The 18,565-nt window shown below is 60.7% G+C and carries 15 protein-coding genes, 2 tRNA genes and 1 pseudogene; 11 read left to right on the top strand and 7 right to left on the bottom strand.

All coding sequences use genetic code 11. The annotated features are described in order from the left end of the window. Positions 1-109: 109 nt before the first annotated feature. Complete coding sequence (locus AFIDRAFT_RS01460) at positions 110-1,231, top strand: thiamine pyrophosphate-dependent enzyme (protein WP_245258139.1); 1,122 nt, start codon at positions 110-112, stop codon at positions 1,229-1,231. Between the two features lie 87 nt (positions 1,232-1,318). Here the strand turns inward: AFIDRAFT_RS01460 and AFIDRAFT_RS01455 are convergent, their stop codons facing one another. Continuing rightward, the gene (locus tag AFIDRAFT_RS01455; protein WP_009337182.1) at positions 1,319-2,425 is read right to left on the bottom strand and encodes a transglutaminase-like domain-containing protein; all 1,107 of its coding nucleotides are present in this window, start codon (positions 2,423-2,425) and stop codon (positions 1,319-1,321) included. 26 nt (positions 2,426-2,451) lie between these two features. Beyond that, complete coding sequence (locus AFIDRAFT_RS01450) at positions 2,452-2,994, bottom strand: TlpA disulfide reductase family protein (protein WP_245258097.1); 543 nt, start codon at positions 2,992-2,994, stop codon at positions 2,452-2,454. Between the two features lie 491 nt (positions 2,995-3,485). Here AFIDRAFT_RS01450 and fdnG point away from each other — a divergent pair, with 491 nt between their 5' ends. The 10 genes and pseudogenes from fdnG to AFIDRAFT_RS01400 all read left to right on the top strand — a co-directional run bounded on the left by fdnG (position 3,486) and on the right by AFIDRAFT_RS01400 (position 14,467). Then, positions 3,486-6,560, top strand: coding sequence for a formate dehydrogenase-N subunit alpha (gene fdnG, locus AFIDRAFT_RS01440; protein WP_083801608.1), 3,075 nt, complete (start codon positions 3,486-3,488; stop codon positions 6,558-6,560). 15 nt (positions 6,561-6,575) lie between these two features. Further along, positions 6,576-7,514 carry a formate dehydrogenase subunit beta gene (gene fdxH, locus AFIDRAFT_RS01435; RefSeq protein WP_009337178.1) on the top strand — a complete coding sequence of 313 codons (939 nt, stop codon included), beginning with the start codon at positions 6,576-6,578 and terminating at the stop codon, positions 7,512-7,514. Continuing rightward, positions 7,511-8,182, top strand: a complete 672-nt coding sequence (locus tag AFIDRAFT_RS01430; protein ID WP_009337177.1) for a formate dehydrogenase subunit gamma — start codon at positions 7,511-7,513, stop codon at positions 8,180-8,182. Before fdxH ends, AFIDRAFT_RS01430 begins: the two co-directional genes overlap by 4 nt. 139 nt (positions 8,183-8,321) lie before the next feature. Then, positions 8,322-9,236: a formate dehydrogenase accessory protein FdhE gene (gene fdhE / locus AFIDRAFT_RS01425; RefSeq protein WP_009337176.1), complete on the top strand. Its 915-nt coding sequence runs from the start codon at positions 8,322-8,324 to the stop codon at positions 9,234-9,236. Positions 9,237-9,246: 10 nt separating this feature from the next. Continuing rightward, positions 9,247-10,662, top strand: coding sequence for an L-seryl-tRNA(Sec) selenium transferase (gene selA, locus AFIDRAFT_RS01420; RefSeq protein ID WP_009337175.1), 1,416 nt, complete (start codon positions 9,247-9,249; stop codon positions 10,660-10,662). Then, complete coding sequence (locus tag AFIDRAFT_RS01415) at positions 10,662-11,483, top strand: tetratricopeptide repeat protein (protein WP_009337174.1); 822 nt, start codon at positions 10,662-10,664, stop codon at positions 11,481-11,483. The genes selA and AFIDRAFT_RS01415 overlap by 1 nt, the downstream gene beginning before the upstream one ends. Beyond that, positions 11,483-13,357, top strand: a pseudogene (gene selB, locus AFIDRAFT_RS01410) (selenocysteine-specific translation elongation factor); the annotation flags it as partial. The gene AFIDRAFT_RS01415 and the pseudogene selB, both read left to right, overlap by 1 nt. A 96-nt stretch (positions 13,358-13,453) precedes the next feature. After that, positions 13,454-13,549 (top strand) — tRNA-Sec (locus AFIDRAFT_RS19650). Between the two features lie 29 nt (positions 13,550-13,578). Continuing rightward, positions 13,579-14,073 (top strand): hypothetical protein, encoded by a 495-nt coding sequence (locus AFIDRAFT_RS01405; RefSeq protein ID WP_009337172.1) that lies wholly within the window; start codon positions 13,579-13,581, stop codon positions 14,071-14,073. Next, positions 14,057-14,467 carry a hypothetical protein gene (locus AFIDRAFT_RS01400; RefSeq protein ID WP_009337171.1) on the top strand — a complete coding sequence of 137 codons (411 nt, stop codon included), beginning with the start codon at positions 14,057-14,059 and terminating at the stop codon, positions 14,465-14,467. Before AFIDRAFT_RS01405 ends, AFIDRAFT_RS01400 begins: the two co-directional genes overlap by 17 nt. 92 nt (positions 14,468-14,559) lie before the next feature. Here the strand turns inward: AFIDRAFT_RS01400 and selD are convergent, their stop codons facing one another. The 5 genes from selD to mnmA form a co-directional block, all read right to left on the bottom strand. Continuing rightward, on the bottom strand, positions 14,560-15,609 hold the full coding sequence (selD, locus tag AFIDRAFT_RS01395) for a selenide, water dikinase SelD (protein WP_009337170.1): 1,050 nt from the start codon (positions 15,607-15,609) through the stop codon (positions 14,560-14,562). Between the two features lie 308 nt (positions 15,610-15,917). After that, positions 15,918-15,994 (bottom strand) — tRNA-Met (locus AFIDRAFT_RS01390). A gap of 96 nt (positions 15,995-16,090) precedes the next feature. After that, positions 16,091-16,453: a hypothetical protein gene (locus tag AFIDRAFT_RS19195; protein ID WP_198007792.1), complete on the bottom strand. Its 363-nt coding sequence runs from the start codon at positions 16,451-16,453 to the stop codon at positions 16,091-16,093. Positions 16,454-16,507: 54 nt separating this feature from the next. Continuing rightward, positions 16,508-17,146, bottom strand: coding sequence for a class I SAM-dependent methyltransferase (locus tag AFIDRAFT_RS01380; RefSeq protein WP_009337168.1), 639 nt, complete (start codon positions 17,144-17,146; stop codon positions 16,508-16,510). A 15-nt stretch (positions 17,147-17,161) separates the two neighbouring features. Then, entirely contained in the window at positions 17,162-18,343 is a 1,182-nt protein-coding gene (gene mnmA / locus AFIDRAFT_RS01375; RefSeq protein WP_009337167.1) for a tRNA 2-thiouridine(34) synthase MnmA, read from the bottom strand. Between the last annotated feature and the right edge of the window lie 222 nt (positions 18,344-18,565).

The raw sequence follows: 18,565 nt of genomic DNA, 5'->3' as shown, positions 1-18,565 counted from the left end.
GTCGGTGCGCCCGACGAAGGCTTCCGATCTTGGGCATGAGACGGCGCGTGCGATACGCACCGCGCGCTCGGGCCGCCCCGGCCCGGTTCATGTCGCTTTGGCTTTCGATGTGCTCGAAGCGGATGCGGGAGCGACAGCGGCGCCGTCTGCTTTCGAGCGCGTGCCGCAATGGCTCGGCAATGAAGATACGAAGCGTATCGCGCAAGCTATCGCCACCGCGCAACGGCCGGTTCTGGTTTGTGGCCCGGCGCTGAACCGTACGCGCAATGGGAATTTGACCGAACGTCTGGCGGCAGCGCTCGATGTGCCAGTGATCGTGATGGAAAGTCCACGGGGATTGAGGGATCCTTCCCTAGGCGAAATCGGCAAGGTACTGGCACAGGCCGACCTGATCGTCAGTCTCGGAAAGAGGGTCGACTTTACGCTGGCGTTCGGCGGCGCCAACTCATTCGACGCGAATGCGGGCTGGATCGTTGTCGATGCCGAGAATAGTGAATTCGATCGCGCTCATCTGAATCTCGGCTCTCGGCTGAAGATGACTGCCGCTGCCACCGCTGTTGATGCAGCCATGCAGTTGATCGAGCTTGGCAAGGCGTCACATGCGCAGGATCATGCCAAGTGGCGCTCGCAGGCCGCGGAGCGTTTGGCAACACGCAATTCCGTAGCCGGCGCGGGAGGAGAGACGATTACGTCCGCACAATTGTGCGAGGCCGTGCAACGTCAGATCAAGTTAGCTTCGAATTCCGTAGCCGTTTGCGATGGCGGAGAAATCGGGCAATGGGCGCAGGCTCTCACCGCAGCCGACCATCGGATTATCAACGGCGTTTCCGGCGTGATTGGTGGCGGGTTATGCTACGGGCTGGCGGCGGCGCTGGCGAAGCCCGGTCATAAGGTATTTGCCATGATGGGAGACGGAACAGTTGGTTTCCATTTCGCGGAGGTGGAAACCGCTGCACGCCATGGTGCCTCGTACGTGATCGTCATCGGCAATGACATGCGCTGGAATGCCGAGCATCAGATTCAATTGCGAGAATATGGCCCCAATCGATTGATCGGTTGCCAACTAAGCGGCGCGCGTTACGACCTGGCAACTGAGGCGATGGGTGGCCATGGTGAGTATGTCACTCGTCTGGACGAACTCGATGCGGCTTTGTCGCGCGCGGTGGCGAGTGGCAAGGTGGCCTGCGTCAATGTGATGATCGATGGCGCGCCGGCGCCCGCCGGGCATTGATCTCATCGAGTTGGACTAAGCCGGCAATGGCGGTGGCCGTCGCCATTGCCGGGATTATTTTGGCGTAATACGCACGGTCAAGCGCGTCTAGCTCGCCTTCACTTCCTTCACCATCAGGGTGTATCTGAAGTTGTCCGGATCGAGGCAGTCGAGCAGAAGCGACGCACGTTCTGCCTGCGGATACATCAGGAAGCTCAGTTTGGTATGCTTACTCCCCGGTAGCGTGAGGTCATGCGCGGTGTTGTAAGCAACCCAGTTGCCTTCCCATGCTCCGAACAGCGTCTTGCGTGCCGCGACGACCTTCGGATCGGTAAGTGCGAGATTTGTCGGCGGTTCTTCAAGCATCACCTTGCGGACATCGGCGGGATCGACCGGAACCCAGCCAAAGCCTTCGAGGAAAACCTCGGCACGGCAATGCTGTGCCTTGGTCACGTTGGCCGATCCGGCGCCGAGGCTCTTGTAGCCGAATTGTGAAGGGATGACGCGAACGCCGTAGACATCGCGCGCCGGCACCCCGGCTGCGCGTGCCAGCCCGACATAAAGTGCGTTGAGATCGGCGCATTTGCCGCCGAGATTGCCGCTCTTGAGCATTGCTGCGACATCGCCGACGCCGCAGCCACGCGTGGATGCGACGCGGACGGTGTTCTCGACGACCCACTCGTAGATCGCGCGGGCTTTCTCGAGATCGGTCTTGGCGTTGGCGGTCGTCACGATCTTGTCCGAAGTCTGCTTGACGATGCCGTCGATCGGAATGAGTTCGGTGCCTTCCAGGTTCAGCTTGCGTTCGGCATCGCTGAGCGACGCGGCGTTGCCGGGCTTGCTGAGATCGATTGCGCGGTCGCGCATCGCGACGCGGCTGGTGACCTCGATTGACGGTATGAATTCGTCGTCTTTCCAAATCGCATGCAGCATCTCGGCGCCGTATTTCGCATCACGCACGCGCGTGACGCTGGCAGCGTTGCTGCTCCATGTGGATTCGCCGGGCCGCATCCACGCGCTCTCGTTAACGGAGGGGAGGGGTATCCATGCCTGCATTTTGCCTGTCGGTCTGTCGATCTCGATCTTGGTGACAAGATCGACGCTCCGCCATGCGCCTGGCTGCGGTGCGAATACGACCTCTGAGCGGGCTGTGTCAGGCAGTATGGTTGCAAATGACAGTGCTGCCGTAGCCTTCAGGAATTCTCGCCGTTGCATATTCTCCTCCTCTTGGAATGCTTGGGTTATTTGCGGTTGGCTGTTGCGCGTTGCGGTCGATCCGCAGCGGGATAGAGAGATTCAAGCGCGGTCAGAACATCGGAGCGCGACCAGTCAAGATCGCCTTCGATGAAGAACCGTGGTGTGAGATTGGAGTCGAGCACGAACGTGGTCGGCAGCGCAGTGACGTCCCAGGATTTGCTGACGGCGCGATCGCGGTCGAGCAGGACGGCGAAGTCGACAGGACGTTTTTCGAAGAACGCCCGAACACGAAGATCAACTTCGGCGACGTCGACGGCGGTGATGACGAGCGGCTTTCCGCGAGTCGCCGTGGCCAGCCGCTGCAGCGACGTCATTTCGCTCACACATGGCTCACACCATGTTGCGAAGAAGTGCACTAGGACGACTTTTCCAGCGAAGGCGCGCAGATCGCGCGGATTGCCATGCAGATCGTCCAGTAAAAACAGTGGTTTTTCTGGTCCGGACCAATTTCTTAGCGTGGCTGGAGGAGAGCTTTGCGGTGTCTCTGAGGGGCCGGCCACGGCGGACGTGGCAAGGCAGACCAGCACATAGGTGGCGCCAAGGGATACGGCCAAGAATCTGCTGAGGGATTGGAAGATGCGATGTATCGGATATATCGTAGAATAACTTGAATATATCGCATACTTGCGGAATGCGGCTCCGCGATTCGCGAATATATCGCGTCTGTACCATCCGATTCGAAAGCCCCGACCCGCGGGAGCAGCCTGTGTCGCCACGCATTTCTTTTGCGACTCGTTGAGTCTGTCGTCAAGCGTTGTGCTGCGACGAAATGACTTCACGCGAGTTTGTTGTCACTGAGCGCGCTTTAAATGTGCATTTCATCTGCATGGATAAATGAACAGGCGCAAAGAGATGCCGCTTTGCAGCAAGGCAGGAAAGCCAGTGATGCGCGCAAGTGTCAGATGAACTGCGACAAAAACGTAGCTTTGACAGTAACTTGAACTGAGCATAGCTTTTATTTTGACTAACTCTAAAGTCGGCTGTCCCCCGGCGGGGGCCAACTCGGAGGAAACGTTCCATGAACATGGAACTCTCGCGGCGCTCGTTTATGCTCGGGGCCGGCGCGGGTTTGGTCGGAACAAGTCTTGGCGCTCTTGGATTTGGTGAAATCGAAGCGGCCCATGCACTCTCAATCCGGCCTTTCAAGCTTGCGCAGACCAAGGAAGTTCGCAGCCAGTGTCCGTACTGTGCGGTTTGCTGCGGAATGCTGATCTTCTCTGCTGAGAGCAAGGAAGAAAAAGGCAAAATGGAAGTCACCCACATCGAGGGTGACGTGGATCATCCGGTCAATCGCGGTACGCTCTGCCCCAAGGGTGCAGGCGCACTTGATTACATCAAATCAAAGACGCGGGTGAAGTACCCGATGTACCGCAAGCCCGGCAGCAATGGCTTCGAGCGGGTGAGCTGGGATTTCGCGATGGAGCGCATCGCGAAATTGATGAAGGAAGATCGCGACGCCAACTGGGTCGAGAAGAATCGCGACGGCATCACCGTCAATCGGTGGATGACGACCGCGTTCCTTGCCGGCAGTTCGGTGGCCAACGAAGGCGGATGGGCGACGTTCAAGGTCTCGCGTGGCCTTGGTCTGTTGCAGATCGAAAACCAGGCGAGAATTTGACACGGACCGACGGTGGCCAGTTTGGGCCCCACATTTGGTCGCGGTGCAATGACGAATTCCTGGACGGACATCAAGAACGCTGATCTCGTCTGGATTATGGGTGGTAACGCAGCGGAAGCACATCCCTGCGGATTCAAGTGGGTCACCGAGGCGAAAGCCGAGCGTGGCGCCAAGCTGATGGTGGTTGACCCCCGGTTCAACCGGTCGGCAGCCATGGCGGATCACTATGCTCCGATCCGTTCCGGATCGGACATCACGTTCCTGTCGGGTGTGATCAACTACCTGCTCACCAACGACAAGATCCATAAAGAGTACGTGCGCAACTACACGAACGCGGCGTTCATCGTTCGCGACGATTTCGAGTTCAACGAAGGCCTGTTCTCCGGTTACGACGAGGGCAAGCGTTCGTATGATCGCAGCACGTGGGAATACAAGTTCGGTCCTGACGGCTTCGCGATACGCGATATGACGTTGCAGGATCCGCGCTGCGTGTTCCAACTCATGAAGAAGCACTTCGCGCAGTATACGCCGGAGCTGGTGGAACGTGTCTCGGGCACGCCAAAGGACAAGTTCCTGAAGGTGGCCGAGTGGGTTTCGTCAACCGCCAATGGCGAACGCGCGATGACGATCATGTATGCGCTCGGATGGACGCAGCACAGCCATGGTGCTCAGAACATCCGCTGTGCGGCGATGATTCAGCTTCTGTGCGGCAACATCGGTATTCCCGGCGGCGGCGTGAACGCATTGCGCGGTCACTCCAACGTGCAGGGCATCACCGATGTCGGCACCCTGACGGCGGCAATTCCGGGCTATCTGGCATTGCCAACCGAGCAGGAGCCGACACTGGAGTCGCATCTTGCGAAGCGCACCTTCAAGCCGCTGACGCCGAACCAGACCAGCTACTGGCAGAACTATCGCAAGTTCTATGTCAGCTTCCTGAAATCGCAGTTCGGCGCCAATGCCACCAAGGAGAACGAATTCGGCTACAACTACCTGCCGAAGCTCGACGGCATCTATGACTGCATCAAGATGTTTGATGTGATGCACCAGGGTAAGACCAACGGTCTTCTCTGTCAGGGCTTCAATCCGCTGATGGCAATTCCCAACTCGAACAAGAGCCGGGAAGCGCTGTCGAAGCTGAAGTTCCTGGTCAGCATGGATCCAATCGAGACGGATACCGTCCGGTTCTGGGAAAATCATGGCGAGTTCAATAATATCGACCCCGCCAAGGTCCAGACCGAGGTGTTCATGTTGCCCGTCACTTCCTTCGCGGAAGAGGAGGGCAGCGTCACCAACTCGAGTCGCGTGATCCAGTGGAAGTGGAAGGCCGCCGATCCGTACTTCGAGTCGCGGACTGATATCGAAATCCTGTCGGATCTCTTTGTGCGCATGCGCAAGATGTACGAGAAGGATGGCGGCAAGGGTAAGGATGCGATCCTCGCGGTTGATTGGAGCTACAAGGATCCGCTCCATCCGACGGTCGAGGAGCTTCTAACCGAGCTCAACGGTAAGGCTCTTGTCGATCTCAAGGATGCAGACGGCAAGGTGGTTCGTGCCGCCGGCCAGCGCCTCGCTTCGTTCGGCGAGATGCGGGACGATGGTTCGACTGACGGCTGCATGTGGATCTACACCGGCGTCTACGGTCCGACCGGCAACAATGCCCAGCGCCGCGACAACAGCGACCCCTCGGGGCTCGGTGTGTACGGTAGCTGGGGCTTCGCGTGGCCGGCCAACCGCCGCATTCAGTACAACCGTGCTTCTGCTGACGTTGACGGCAAGCCGTGGAGCGAAGCCAAGAAGTACATGTACTGGAACGGCGAACGCTGGACCGGACCGGATGTGCCGGACTATGTGCCGACCATTCCGCCGAGCCGGGCAGTCGGACCCTTCATCATGAATGCGGAAGGCGTGTCACGCCTCTGGGTTCGTGGCTTGATGGCCGATGGTCCGTTCCCGGTGCATATGGAGCCGTTCGAATCGCCGGTGGGCAACCTTGTGTTCCCGAAACTCAAGGGCAATCCGGTGGCGCGGGCGTTCAAGAACGATCTGGAGGCGCTTGGCACGTCCAAGGACTTCCCGATCGTCGGTACGACCTATCGCCTCACTGAGCATTTCCATTATTGGACAAAGAGCGTGCATGCCAACGCGGTGATGCAGCCCGAGTTCTTCGTGGAAATCTCCGAGCAACTCGCGAAGGAGAAGGGGATCAAGCACGGACAGATGGTCCGGGTTCGATCCAAGCGCGGCGAGGTTAAGGGCAAGGCGGTCGTCACCAAACGCCTCAAGCCGTTCATGATCGACGGCAAGCCGGTGCACGAAGTGGGGCTTCCGCTCAACTTCGGCTTCATCGGCGAGACCAAGAAGGCTTCTCCGATCAACGGGCTCACGTCCGCGATCGGCGACGCGAATTCGCAGACGCCGGAATACAAGGCGTTCCTTGTCAATATCGAACCCATCACGGGTCCGGTGGCTTAAAGGGAGGGCAAAGACATGTTTACACCTGTTCCTAACCCGACCACCAATCCGGCTCCCGCGAAGTTCGGTGACCAGGATCTGATCCGCCGTTCGGCTTCCACCGTCACTCCGCCTGCCAAGCGGCAGACGGAGGTGGCGAAGCTGATCGACGTATCGAAGTGCATCGGCTGCAAGGCCTGCCAGGTGGCGTGCCTCGAGTGGAATAACCTCACCGAGGAAGTCGGTATCAACACGGGTGTCTATGACAACCCGCACGATCTGACGGAAAACACCTGGACGTTGATGCGCTACACCGAGTACGAGAATGCCGAAACCGGCAATCTCGAGTGGCTGATCCGCAAGGACGGCTGCATGCATTGCGAGGATCCGGGCTGCCTCAAGGCTTGCCCGGCGCCTGGCGCCATCGTGCAGTACTCCAACGGCATCGTGGATTTCGTCCACGACAAGTGCATCGGCTGCGGCTACTGCATCAAGGGATGCCCGTTCAACATCCCGCGTCTGTCGAAGGCGGACTCCAAGGTCTACAAGTGCACACTCTGTGTCGACCGCGTCGCGGTTGGGCAGGGACCTGCGTGCCAGAAGGCCTGCCCGACACAGGCGATCGTATTCGGCACCAAGGACGAGATGAAGCAGTGGGCCGACCACCGCATCAAGGATCTCAAGTCGCGCGGCTTTACCAATGCCGGCCTCTACGATCCTCCGGGCGTGGGTGGCACGCACGTCATGTACGTGTTGCAGCATCTCGATAAGCCGCAGATCTATGCCAACCTGCCGAACAACCCATCGATCAGTCCGATCGTTGAAGTCTGGAAGGGCGTGACCAAATACGCCGGTCTCGCCGCCATCGGTGCCTTTGCCGCCATCGGCTTCCTGCATCATGCCATCGCCGGCCCCAACAGGGTGTCGGAGGAGGATGAGAAGAACGCCGAGCGATTGACGGAGGGACGGTCATGAGCGAGTTGGAAGTCGATACGGGCGACAGCGTTCATCCCGGTAAACCGGTCATCGTCGACCGCTACACCGTCGGTGCGCGCATCAACCACTGGATCACGGCGGTCAGCCTCGTGCTGCTCGCCTTGTCCGGCCTCGCGTTGTACAGCCCGAGTCTGTATTTCCTGACAGGCCTGTTCGGTGGTGGGCAGTTGACGCGGGCGATCCACCCGTGGATCGGCGTGGTGCTGTTCTTCAGCTTCATGGGGTTGTTCTTCCGTTTCTTCCGGCTCAATCTCTGGAAGAAAAACGACAGCGTCTGGCTGGGCCGGTTGCGTGATGTGCTGGCTGGCGACGAGAACAAGTTGCCCGAAGTCGGCAAGTACAATGCCGGACAGAAGGTGGTGTTCTGGTCGATGTCGCTCCTGATCCTCGTTCTGATCGTCTCCGGACTTATCAGTTGGGATGAGTATTTCGCGAGCTACTTCACGATCGAACAGCGGCGGATTGCTGTGCTGGTGCATTCGGGGGCTGCGATTGTGGCGATCTGTGTCTGGATCGTTCACGTTTATGCGGGCATTTGGGTGCGCGGCACGATCGGAGCGATGACGCGTGGTCAGGTGACGGGTGGCTGGGCCTGGCGGCACCATCGCAAGTGGCTGAAAGATCTGGTCACGACAACAAAGCACTGAGAGTGCAAACGACGCCGGCATGATGAGCATGCCGGCGTCGTTAAGGAGGTTGTGTTGAAGTGCTCAGCCAGGCGGGGTATATATCTCGCGCCACGTTTTGGTGAAACCACGTGACCCGTGAGGTTCGTGAGGATAAATGATGTCCAGCGTCGATTCGACTGCGCCTGATCCATCCGTTGTCAGCAATATTCCGACGCCGCCGTTTGTGCGGCTCCCCGACCCAAACCAGTTGTTTTCGGTTCGCGCGGCGCGTTTTAGCTCACTCGCCGAAGGCCATGAACTTGCGCCCTATTTGAGGTTCCTGTCCGGTTTGTGCCGGGTGCAGGCGGCCATTCAGGAGGGACTGCCGGAGCCGGACGCCATTGCATTGGAAACACTGGAGCGCGCGCGCCAGCACACCATGCCGCCGCTCGATCGGGGACATTTCACGGCCGACGCCGCCTTTACTGCGACGCTGGACCGGCTGCTTGTTGCGGCGGCCGACCTCGATATGCCGGCACAGGCACGTATCGCGCTTGAGAAGGTTACGAAAGCGGATGCCGACGGGCGTACGCGCATGGTCGAGAATGTGCTGGCAGAAGCCATTCCGGTCGAAGCACTCGCCGAGCACATCTTTCTCGCTGCGGCCCTCCAGGTGCATTTTGCTCGTCTCGCCGCGCGGCTCGATCCCAAGAGCCTGCAATCGGTCGGTGACGGTGCATGCCCGTCCTGCGGCGGTGCTCCGACAGCGACGGTGCTGATCAATTCGCCGCATACGCCGGGTGCGCGTTATTGTTCTTGCTCGCTCTGCGGAACGCTTTGGAACTACGTTCGCTCCAAATGCACGCTCTGCGGTTCGACCCGCAAAATTTTGTTTCAGGAAATCGAAGGGGCCGGCAACATCAAGGCTGAAACCTGCGATGATTGTCACGGTTATATGAAAGTGCTTAATCACCAGAAGGATGATCGCCTCGATCCGGTCGCCGACGATGTCGCGACGCTTGGGCTTGATCTTCTGGTGCGCGAGCTCGGCTTCCGCCGCGGTGGCGTCAATCCGTTTCTGATCGGCTACTAAGGAGGCCGATATGGATACAGGAATTTCCACCCCCAGCCGAATTCCGTCCGTCGATGAAATTCTGAAAACGCCGCCGGCGCAGCAGGCGGTTGCCCGCTTTGGGCGAACGCGCGCCGTGGAAGCGATACGTCAGGCGACCGCTGCCGTGCGGCGCGGAATTGGCGCGGGCGAGGCGCCTGCGGCCAGTGCCGAAGCCATCGCCGCCGATGCTGTTTTATGGCTTGAGACGGATGCGCGCCCGAATGCACGGCCGGTGTTCAACCTCACCGGTACCGTGCTGCATACCAATCTCGGACGCGCCATTCTTGCGGAAGCGGCGATTGACGCGGCGACGGTCGCGATGCGCGAAGCTCTGGCGTTGGAATTCGATCTTGCGCAGGGCAAGCGCGGCGAGCGCGACAGCCTGGTTCGTGGCCTGTTGTGCGAATTGACCGGCGCCGAAGATGCAACGGTTGTGAACAACAATGCCGCCGCCGTTCTGCTCGCGCTCAATACACTGGCCAAGGGTAAAGAGGCGATCGTTTCGCGCGGTGAGTTGATCGAGATCGGCGGCGCCTTCCGCATGCCGGAGATCATGGCGCGCGCTGGCGCCAAGCTGCTTGAAGTCGGTACCACCAATCGCACGCATGAAAAGGATTATGCGGCGGCGATCAGTCCGAAGACCGGGCTGATCCTCAAGGTGCACACGTCAAACTACCGCATCGAGGGCTTCACCAAATCGGTATCCGGCAAGGCCATCTCGGCATTGGCGCACGCGAGTCACGTACCGCTCCTGAACGATCTTGGGTCCGGCACACTGGTCGATCTGGCGCGCTATGGGCTGACGCACGAGCAGACCGTAGTGGAGGCCGTGGCTGAGGGCGCGGACCTCGTGACATTTTCTGGCGATAAGCTCCTTGGCGGCCCGCAGGCCGGGTTCATCGTCGGTAAGCGGGAATTGATTGCGCGGCTGAACCGCAATCCAATGAAGCGTGCGCTGCGTATCGACAAGATTCGCCTTGCGGCGATCGAGGCGACGTTGCGGCTCTATCGCGACCCGGATCGTCTGGCCGAACGGTTGCCGACATTGCGCATGATGGCGCGCCCACTTGCCGATATCGAAGCCGCGGCAGCGCGCCTCAGGCCTGTCGTCGCAGCCGCCGCCGGTTCGCACTTCACCGCTGTCGTGATTGCCTGCGCAAGCCAAATCGGTTCGGGATCATTGCCGTCCGAGGTGATTCCAAGCGCGGGAATTGCGCTAAGCGCGACAGCAACACGTGGAAAAGGTCGCGCGCTGACGGCGCTGGCGGCTGCGCTCCGCACGCTGGACCAGCCGGTCATCGGCCGCGTCGAGAATGATGCTCTCGTGCTGGATCTCCGCTGCCTCGAAGATGAGGCAGCGTTCGTGCGTAATCTTGCGACGTTACATGTAGAGGAGCGGCGCTGATGGGCCTGCGCAAATTCTTTGAGGATTTGCGTCAACAGCGCGGGGCGGATGCGCCGGGCGAAGCTGCGGGCGAAGCGCTGGTCGCCGAACGGATGGCGCTGGCCTATGAAGCCGCTGAGGCAAATGATTACGAATCCGCACTGGCGATTTGGGGGCCGTTGGCGCATCAAGGTGTTGCGCGCGCCCAGAACAATATCGGCAAGTGTTTCAGCGACGGGCTTGGGGTCGATCGCGACAGCGCGCTCGCCTTGCGATGGCTGACGCTTGCGGCCGAAGGCGGCGATCCGGTCGGCCAACGCAACCTTGCCGAAATCTACTTTAAGGGTGAAGGCGTCCAGGCCAATGCGGTCCGGGCCGCCGAACTCTACCGGATGGCAGCGGAAGCAGGTGACGGGCCGGCGCAAGACATGCTGTCGTGGATGCTGGTCGAGGGCGAGATGATCCCCGGCGACATTTCGGATGCGAAGCGCTGGGCGGAAGCTGCAGCCGCGCAGGGCATCGTGCCCGCAATGACGCGGCTCGGCATGATGTATCACAACGCGCTTGGCGTCGAACGTGATGCTGCCGCAGCCGCGCGCTGGTGGGACAAGGCGGCGGCGCTCGGCGATGCCGATGCGCAGGCGATGCTCGGCGCGGCCTATCAACTCGGCGCGGGGGTGCCGCGTGACGGCGTCGCGGCGTTGATGTGGCTGCTGCGGGCGCAGGCCGGTGCGAGCCCGCTTGCGGAATCGTTCATTCATCCGACATTCGCGGCATTGTCGGTTGCGGAGATCGAACGCGCCAAAAAGCTTGCGAATCTCCCATTGCCGGAGCCTGCATAATGATTGTCGGCACCGCAGGACATATCGACCATGGCAAGACCTCGCTGGTGCGAGCGCTGACCGGCGTCGATACCGATCGCCTGAAGGAGGAGAAGGCGCGCGGCATCTCTGTCGACCTAGGCTTTGCCTATCTGGCGATGCCGGAGGGCGGCATTCTCGGTTTCGTCGACGTGCCGGGGCATGAGCGTTTTGTTCACAACATGCTCGCAGGCGCGACCGGAATCGATTTCGTTCTCCTGGTGATCGCTGCCGACGACGGCGTCATGCCGCAGACCATCGAGCATCTTGCGATAGTCAATCTACTCGGCATCCATGCTGGTGCGGTCGCGATTACGAAGTCGGATATGGTGGACGCCGAGCGCCTCGCGGAGGCTCGGGTTGAGATTTCGAATTTTCTGGCGCCAACGGCGCTGCACGATGCGCCGATGTTTGCGGTATCCAGCGCGACGGGGGCAGGTGTCGCGGAATTGCGCGCGCACCTTTTCGCGGCGGCGACAGCGTGGTCCGGCCGCTCGGCGCAGGGACGTTTCCGTCTCGCAGTTGACCGTTCGTTCACATTGTCCGGCACGGGCACCGTGGTGACGGGGACCGTGCTCTCTGGCAGCGTTACGGTAGGTGATCAGGTCGTCATCAGCCCGTCGGGGCGAATGGCACGTGTGCGTGCCATTCATGTGCAAAATCGTACTGCGGAGCATGGGCAGGCGGGGGATCGCTGTGCGCTCAATCTTGCGGGCGATCAGATCAGTAAGGATGCGATCAGTCGCGGCGACGTCGTGCTCGATCCCGTACTGCATGCGCCGGCCAATCGGATCGATGCAAAATTGCAGGTGCTTTCCTCGGAAACGCGGTCTGTCACCCAATGGATGCCGGTACGGCTGCATCACGCAGCGTCTGAGATTGGTGCGCGGGTGGTGCTGCTGGGCGACGATCCGGTGCCGCCGGGCGGTGAAGCTTTTGTCCAACTCGTGATGGATCGGCCGATTGCTGCTGTGGCGGGAGACCGGTTCGTGCTTCGCGACACCACGGCACAACGCACAATCGGCGGTGGCGTTCTCGTGGATTTACGCGCCCCCGCGCGCAAGCGGCGGACACCGGAGCGGATCGCCCAGCTCGAAGCGGGAGCGATTGCCGACGCCGATAAAAGTCTGTGGGCGATGCTCGCGGTCACCGGCTATATCGATTTCACCGCTTTCGTGCGCGACCATGCGCTGTCGGCAAGCGAGCGCGAGGCGATGATCCAGCGCCTCAGCCTGCTGCGGCTGCCAACTCCGAAAGCAGAGTATGTGATCGCGCCGGCGGCATGGCTTCGCCTGAAGAATGCGATCAACGCGACGCTCACGGCTTTTCACGCGGACCATCCCAACCTCCCCGGCATGGGGCTTGAACGGTTGCGGCTGCAACTCGAGCCACGGCTCGCGACGCCAGTCGTCGTCGCATTATTGCAGGGACTCGCGCGCAATAAGGAGGTGGCACTCGATGGCGCATGGGTTCGCCTGCCGGGTCATGAGGTGCGATTGTCGTCGGCCGATGAGGCGGTGTGGGCCAAGGTAGCCCATTATATTGGCGGCGAAGCACGCTTCCGGCCGCCGCGCGTGCGCGATATCGCGGGTTTTACGGGCATCTCCGAGCCCGAGGTGAGGCGGGTTTTCAAGTTGATTGGCCGCATGGGCAAGGTCGACGAGGTCGCTCACGATCATTTTTTCCTGCGCGGGACTGTCGCCGAGATTGTCCAGATCATGACGTCCGTGGCCGCCGTAGCGCCAGATGGCTATTTCACCGCGGCACAGCTACGCGATCGCCTCGACAATGGCCGCAAGGTTGCAATACAGATTCTCGAATTCTTCGACCGGCACGGTGTCACCATTCGTCATGGCGATTTACGCCGCGTCAATAAGTACCGGCTTGACCTTTTCGGCAGATCGTTTGATGAATTGCCAGCGTCAGCGAAGGTTGCGAAGATAGACCTTAACGGAAGAGCATCGTTCCCGGTGGGGCGTCCGGACTTCAAATCCGGGAAGGGCCGCGAGACGGTTCTTGGTGGGTTCGACTCCCATTCTCTTCCGCCAAATCCTCTCTCACCGAAATTGGGTGTGCGATGACGACGCAGCAGCTTTCCGCATTTCTCGATGATTTCGAGCGCTCCGCGCACGAGGCGAGCGTGAACGAGGAAAATTATCGCCGCGAAATTGCTGTTCGCCTCAAGGAGCTTGCAAACGAACGCGCTTTCGGTTTTCGCAGGCTAAATCTCATGCGGACGGTCGTCGCGGCGATTCAGGATTGCGAGACCGAGGATGATGCTGTCGTCAGAGGCTCGGCGGCCTTCCTGCGGGAGGTCGGCTGGTCGGCGGAAAACGAATCCCAACAGGAATCGCTGGAGAAATTCCAGCCGGTCATTCGTGCCTGCTGGCAAATGAAACAGGCCGGGACCGGAGATGAAGCGAGCGACGATGCGAAGCCGGAAGAGAAGCCGGCCGACATCGGAAAGCAGTTGAGCGAGTTCGAGAATTGGTTCGGCAATGCACGCAATGGCCCCTTCCTCAGCGTGCTTGAGCGAGAAATCGTGGAGCTGCCGCTTGTCGAAATCTGCTAGGGGGCACCGGGAGAAGCTCGACGATGCCTTGTTCGACGACTGGATCGTCAAGGAATATCGGCGCAGGAATGGCTTCACCGCACTGATCCTGCTGGTTTCGACGGCAAATCTCAGCGTGTTGCCGTTGCGCTCGACATTTACGCATATGATCGGGGATGAACTTGACTGGCATCAGTTCAGCATGCTGATGCGAGGCGCTGGTGTCGCGTGGGACGGCGTTCTGATCATGCCGGTCAGTGACGAAGATGGAGGCCCAATCGAGGATCGCCGCGCGGCAGAGGAGCTGCGCGCGCTGGAGGATCGCGTCAATGAGGACCGCATGGTGGTCAATGAAGGGCACTTCTTCGATAATTGGGGCCGCCGCATGAAGGTCGAGCCTGCGACGGCGAATTGACGGATGGATCGATCCGTCATTGCCGGGCTTGACCCGGCAATCCATTTGTTTTTGCAAGACGACTGCGTGGATCGGCCCGGAGATGCCGCGATTTACGCTATGACGCGCACCTCGGCGGGGCCCGCTTCGGTGTGGCCGACGATCCGCGCGGCATCATATCCCGCACGCTGAATCGTTGTGAGGATTTCTTGCGCCCGATCGGCGGCGCAAGAGATCAGCAGTCCACCCGACGTCTGCGGATCGACCAGCAGGTTGCGCTGCCAGTCGGGCAGACCTTCGGGCAAGCGGATTGCATCGCCATAGCTTGCCCAGTTTCGCGTGGATGCGCCGGTGACGTAACCCTGCTGCGCAAGATGTGCGGCTTGCGTGAACAGCGGCACGTCGCCGGCCTTCAGCGTGACGGTGAGTTTCGAGCCGCGTGCAAGCTCCAGCGCGTGGCCGAGCAGGCCGAAACCTGTGACGTCGGTGATGGCATGAACGGTCTTGTCGTCGGCAAGCTCGCCGCCAATGCGATTAAGCTGTGTGGTTGAAGCAACCATTTCGGCATAACCCTGACCGGAGAGTTCGGCCTTCTTAATAGCGGCGGAATAAATACCGACACCAATGGCCTTGGTCAGGATCAGCGCATCACCAGGTTTGGCGTCGGCGTTGCGGCGTACCTGATCGGGGCGGCAGAGACCGATGACGGCAAGACCGTAGATCGGCTCCGGCGCGTCGATCGAGTGGCCGCCCGCGACGGGAATTCCAGCTGTCGCACAGACGGCGTTGCCGCCCGCGATGATCTTGCGTACGTCATCGACCGTGATCTTGTTGAGTGGCATGCCGAGGATCGCGAGCGCCATGATCGGCTTCGCGCCCATGGCGTAAATGTCGGAGATCGCGTTGGTCGCGGCAATCCGGCCAAAGTCAAAGGGATCATCCACGACCGGCATGAAGAAATCCGTGGTGGCAACCACACAGGTGGAGTCGTCGACTTTCCATACCGCGGCGTCGTCGCCGGTTTCGACACCGACCAGCAGTTGACGGAACGGTGCAGCGGCGGGCTGGTTAGCGAGCAATTCCTGCAGCATGGCGGGTGCGAGCTTGCAGCCGCATCCGCCACCATGAGCAAGACTCGTCAGACGCACGATGGGGGCATTCATTGTCATAGGTCTCCTGGGATTGCGCCGCACAGCGGCAGCCTCACCTGCATTCCGCGCACTACGCGGAGCGGAGAGTGACAAAACGTCTGAAGATCATATGCCCGGTCGACCGCCGGATGCAAATGCGCGCGGGGCGGCACTTTCGGCACGGTAATGCCAATTTCCAGACCGCATGTTCGCAGCGGCGCGGACGACGACGTGTGCAGTGCGTGTGTGAAGTTGCACAATATGGAAAAGCGCGTGAGGTTCGCCGCGAACGTAAGGTTCGTCGCGAAGGAGCTGAATGCTGGAAAATTGTCACGAGAAGGTGGTAGCGAGAGAGGGACTCGAACCCCCGACCCCAGGATTATGATTCCCGTGCTCTAACCAGCTGAGCTACCTCGCCAAAATCCGCATGGCCGATGTGACCGGCCACCCGCGAATGGCGCATATAAAGAGGGAGGCAAATGGCTGTCAAGCAAGAGAAAGCTCCGAAAACGCATCATTTCGGCCGCACGTTCGGATTGCCGCCCGGACTGCCGGGCGGAGGGATCACCGGCATGGAACTGCTGGGTGGGTTTGGAGTCGGCGCGTGCATCTCGGGGTCGACGCCAGCAGGAGGGCACAGCACCCCGTCTGATTGGGCGAGCGTGTCGCCGAGCGGTCTGCCAGTTTCGCTCTTCGGATTCGACGGCTGGACACGGCCTTCTTTCGGCGAAATCTGAGTAGGTGCGCAGCCGGTCGTTGCACGATTAGGATGGGGCGGTGCCGTCTGCGCCGGCGGTGTCGCGGGTGCAGGTGCGGCCTGGGCAAACATGCGTGCAGGCATGGCCGCCAGCACACAGATCATCGCAGCAAAAGTCATGGATATCCGCATGACGGCTGAACGATTCCGGCCCGCGGATGTTCCGGCGCGAAGTCAGAGCTTGCGGTAACGGATCAGGGAAAAATGCCCCATCGGCGGCATTGGTCGCCGCTCGATCAGATCGATGCCGCCGTGGCGGGCTGCCCAGTTGACGAGGCGTGCCCAGGGGAACTCGGGCCGCCAGCCCAGCCGCCGCGCCAGCGGCGCGAAGGCCAACTCGAAAAGTTTGCGAGGGCCGCCTTCCGCGCCGATGTGGTTGACGAGAATGAGCTCGCCGCCAGGCTTCAGCACGCGCACGAAATCATCGAGCGTGGCTTCGGGCTCGGGCACGGCGGTGACGACATATTGCGCGACCACGGCGTCGAAGGTGCCGTCCGCGAATGCCAGATGCTTGGCGTCCATCACCGACAGGGCTTCCACGTTGGTCAGGTTGAGCGTCCGGGCGCGTTCGCGAGCTTTGCGGAGCATAGGCTCCGAAATGTCGACGCCGCAGATTTTCGTGGTGCGCGAATAGTCGGTCAGCGACAGGCCGGTGCCGATACCGACATCGAGGATACGTCCGCCGATCTGGTCGGCCAGTGCGATCGTGGCTTTGCGTCCGGCATCGAAGACTTGCCCGAAGACGAGATCGTAGATCGGGGCCCAAGCGGCATAAGCCTTCGCCACTCCGGCGCGATCGATGTCGTTACCCACGATGGTTCGAAACCTCTAGATCGCGGCGGAGGCCGCAAGGTGCTGGAAATCCGTTTTGTCGCCGTGATTGAAAGCGTGCGTGATGAACCCGCCGCCGAGCACGCGCGCCTGCCCTGCCGGTGCATCGTAGAACACGCAAGCCTGTCCGGGCGAGATGCCTTCCTCTCCGGCGAGAAGTTCGACTTCGCAATGATCGCCATTCATCCGCAGATGGGCCGCCTGAGGCGGACGGGTCGAGCGCACCTTGATGTAGAGATCGCGACCTTCGGTTGCCGCGCGCTCGAATGAGCCGTCGCCGATCCAGTTGATATCGCGCAGGGTGATGACGCTTTTGCGCAGCGCGGCGCGCGGGCCGACGATGACTCTGCGCGCTGCGGCGTCGAGCGCAACGACGTAAAGTGGCTCGGCGGCTGCAATGCCAATGCCGCGGCGCTGGCCGATCGTGAAGTTCACGATGCCCTGATGATGGCCGAGAACGCGGCCGCGCAGATCGACGATGTCGCCCGGCTGCAGCGCATTTGGCTTCATGCGCTCGATCACGTCGGTATAGCGGCCGGTCGGCACGAAGCAGATGTCCTGACTGTCGTGTTTCTCGGCGACCGGCAGATCGAAACGGCGCGCCAATTCGCGGGTCTGGGTCTTGGTCATGTCGCCGAGCGGGAAACGCAGATCGTTGAGCTGGTCCTGCGTCGTCGCAAACAGGAAATAACTCTGGTCGCGGTCGGCATCGGCGGCGCAGACCATGGCGCGCGAGCCGTCAGCCTGACGCCGCGAGGCGACGTAATGGCCGGTGGCCAGCGCCTTGGCGCCGAGTTCTCGCGCGGTGGTGAGCAGATCGCGGAATTTGACGGAACGGTTGCACTCGATGCACGGCACTGGCGTTTCGCCGAGGACGTAGCTCTCCGCGAAGCGGTCGATCACCGATTCACGGAAGCGGCTCTCATAGTCGAGCACATAATGTGGAATGCCAATGCGTTCGGCGACATCGCGCGCGTCGTGAATGTCCTGTCCCGCGCAGCAGGCGCCTTTGCGGTGGGTCGCGGCGCCATGATCGTAAAGTTGCAGCGTGATGCCGATGACGTCATAGCCCTCGGCCTTCAGCAAGGCAGCCGTGGTCGAGGAGTCGACGCCACCGGACATGGCGACGACCACGCGCGTGCCGGACGGCGGTCCTTCGAGGTCGAGACTGTTGAGCATCGCATTGATCCAAGGGCGCGAAGGCCGCGTCCTATCTAGTTACTTTATTATAGTTGGGGACGATGGGTGGCAATTAGAACGGTTTCGTCCGGCAAAACTTGCCGGAAGGCAGAAAAAGCAGCCTGCAAAGGCTCCGACGGGAGACTGTCATTCCATTTAAGATATTGTTTTTATTACATATATCAAGAAATCAAGGCTGGCCCGGTCCTTGCTGAGAAAGCT

The sequence above is a fragment of the Afipia sp. 1NLS2 genome, assembly GCF_000178995.1.
GTDB lineage: Bacteria > Pseudomonadota > Alphaproteobacteria > Rhizobiales > Xanthobacteraceae > Afipia.
The sequence above is the reverse complement of the archived record's forward strand: the minus strand, read 5'-3'. Positions and strand labels throughout refer to the sequence as shown.